Raw genomic sequence first — 2,357 nt, 5'->3', positions numbered from 1 at the left:
TTAGCTCGAGTTTCATTTGCTGGCATCAATTAAGATACTCATTTTGTTTATGTCACCGACAGAGTCGATGCACAAACGTTTATTTCGTTAACGTTTTGCTGTTCAGTTTTCAAGGTTCATGTAGTCGCTCTTTCATAAGAGGCAACTTTTTAATAATACCAAATCACCGTTTCAATGTCAACACTTTTCTCAAAAACTTTTTAAATCGTTTTTGGCTGAGTTGCTAACTTCAAAAGCAACGTTATTAAATATACCATCTGGATATTTAAAATGCAAGTGTTTTTATTACTTTATTTAAAACTCTTATAAATGACTTATCAAGATTAGATGTAACTAGTCAAAATACCATTAGAAAATAGGGTCTATATTGATATACCCGTAAAGGTTAGGGGTTTATAATTTGCAATTAAATGATTGAGCTTGATATACCGACGCATAAGATGGGGCACTCTAGTGTATCTATCCATTGTGGGACTGAAATATAGTATCTGGTTAACTTAGCACTTGAACTTTATGATACATGTCGCTGTTGTTTGACGTTGTATAAATTATACGACCCCAGAATCACTACAAACAAAAGGAAATCTTTCACCTACCACTCTCCTTTGTGTTTAAAATATATCCCTACCTGTGCTTTTTAAATAGCTATTTACCCTATCCTAAAACACAATCCATTATCATCCCTGAATAACTATGGAATTTGGATCCTTCCAAGCTTACTACTAGCTTATTTAAGTATGTATGCCTTAACCGATCACACCAGTGCTACTGGATTCCATTCCTTGGGTAGCGTTATACGTACGCATAAACGTGGCATCAAGATACATTTTAGAGAAACTTTTTCAATCCCTAAAGACTTCGCGCTGTGTTTAATACTTCGCTAGTCGTGGAATGAAATCTGTTTTAACTGTTTGACTGGTTTCCCGAATGCACTACGGTGTGCACATAATGCTTTCCGTTTGGGCATTTTTAATATCCGATTGACTTCTTTCGTCAGTATGTTCACTTGATCTTCTAACCTTTCAACTATATCGAGTAGCTAGCTAGGTGTTGCTTCTTCTGGCAAGTCTCCTAACTCCAATCCTTCGTCCTATGTCAGGCTGAGTGCCTAGCCACATAGCAGGAGGCTTACACCTAGCATTTTCTCAATTCTCCAACGTGAATACACCTTTCGCGTATTGGATATCACTTCAATCATCTCATCCACTATAGATGCTACATGATCTTACGGAATGAATTTTTGTAGGTCAAAAATGAAAACCTCTATTAATCATTATACGCTTTGAATGTATGGGCTAACTGACGTTTAGTAGTTGGATCGCTTTCTTTGGTCTCTAGAGGAAATGTAATTTGTCTGACATACTCTTCAGTAGTAATATTTGAATTGCCCATAAAAAATCTTCCCCCTCTAAAATGGTGGTTTGGTCATTTTCACTTTACTAGATGGAACAATTTTTGTATTTATTTTCTCAGGGTATTAAAAAAGACTGTCACAGAAAGTCATTTTTCAATGACTTCCTGGACAGCTCCTTTACGTTATCTTCTAGTTGGTCTCTATTCATTGCAAGATATAGCTCAATATCAGCTCTTCTGTAATCTACATAACTATTCCCTGTTTGTCATTCCACTTGTAGCACCGCTCACCGCAATTATTCCCTTGACAGCTTCCTGGTCTATTTATCTAAATCGTCGCGGATTTTTTGTATTTGCTGCTTCATCGAATTCAATTGGTCCTTATTTTGTTGAACCGTATCTACATGCTCACTTTGTTCTACAGCATTTAAAAAGGCCTTTTCCGCCCGTTCGATGGAATTGAACGCATGCTCAACTGCCATCTCCTCTGGATGTGACATTGCCTGTTTTACAGAACGTTCTGCCTTTTCAACAGAATTATTTAAAAAGGTGTTTGAATTGTCTTTCTTCCAACTTTTACTTGAGTCTTTCGCCATAAAGTTTCTCCTCCAATAGTTAAGATGTGGTCATGTCTTACTTAGTATTGGGAGAACCGTTGGAATTATGCGTGGTTGGGCTGTAAAAGATTAAAAGTCATATCTACCTTATTTAGGATCCTGTTATTACTAAAACAACTTTAAAATTAAAAGTGCTGTATCCTACAGTACTTTCTTGAGCCGTCTTTTGTATAAATAAGGTCTTTTTATCAGGGAACAAGTCGTTTTAAAAATATACATTACCAATCGAAAGCATTTAGACCTGTCACTATCTTTAAATAATTTTTTTGAAAACAAAAAAGCCACTCCCCAAAGGGAATGGCTTCGCGTGCCCAGCAACGTCCTACTCTCACAGGGGGAAACCCCCAACTACCATCGGCGCACGAGCTTAACTTCCGTGTTCGGGCT

General features: G+C 37.0%; 2 protein-coding genes and 1 rRNA gene. All 3 read right to left on the bottom strand.

Translation table 11 applies throughout. The features are described 5' to 3' along the window. Positions 1-1,266 precede the first annotated feature (1,266 nt). On the bottom strand, positions 1,267-1,392 hold the full coding sequence (locus CSV79_RS17345; protein WP_255407460.1) for a hypothetical protein: 126 nt from the start codon (positions 1,390-1,392) through the stop codon (positions 1,267-1,269). A 281-nt stretch (positions 1,393-1,673) separates the two neighbouring features. Next, entirely contained in the window at positions 1,674-1,949 is a 276-nt protein-coding gene (locus CSV79_RS16370) for a hypothetical protein (protein ID WP_099690111.1), read from the bottom strand. 330 nt (positions 1,950-2,279) lie between these two features. Beyond that, positions 2,280-2,357, bottom strand: a 5S ribosomal RNA gene (gene rrf / locus CSV79_RS17510); the annotation flags it as partial.

Origin of the sequence: Sporosarcina sp. P13 (assembly GCF_002743055.1) — a bacterium.
In the GTDB taxonomy this organism is placed as follows: domain Bacteria; phylum Bacillota; class Bacilli; order Bacillales_A; family Planococcaceae; genus Sporosarcina.
This window is presented reverse-complemented; position numbering and strand designations above follow the sequence as displayed.

What these genes read in the sequence shown, in the direction of transcription:
- CSV79_RS16370 (WP_099690111.1), bottom strand. Translation starts at nt 1,949, where the DNA reads ATGGCGAAAGACTCAAGTAAAAGTTGGAAGAAAGACAATTCAAACACC.
- CSV79_RS17345 (WP_255407460.1), bottom strand. Translation starts at nt 1,392, where the DNA reads ATGGGCAATTCAAATATTACTACTGAAGAGTATGTCAGACAAATTACA.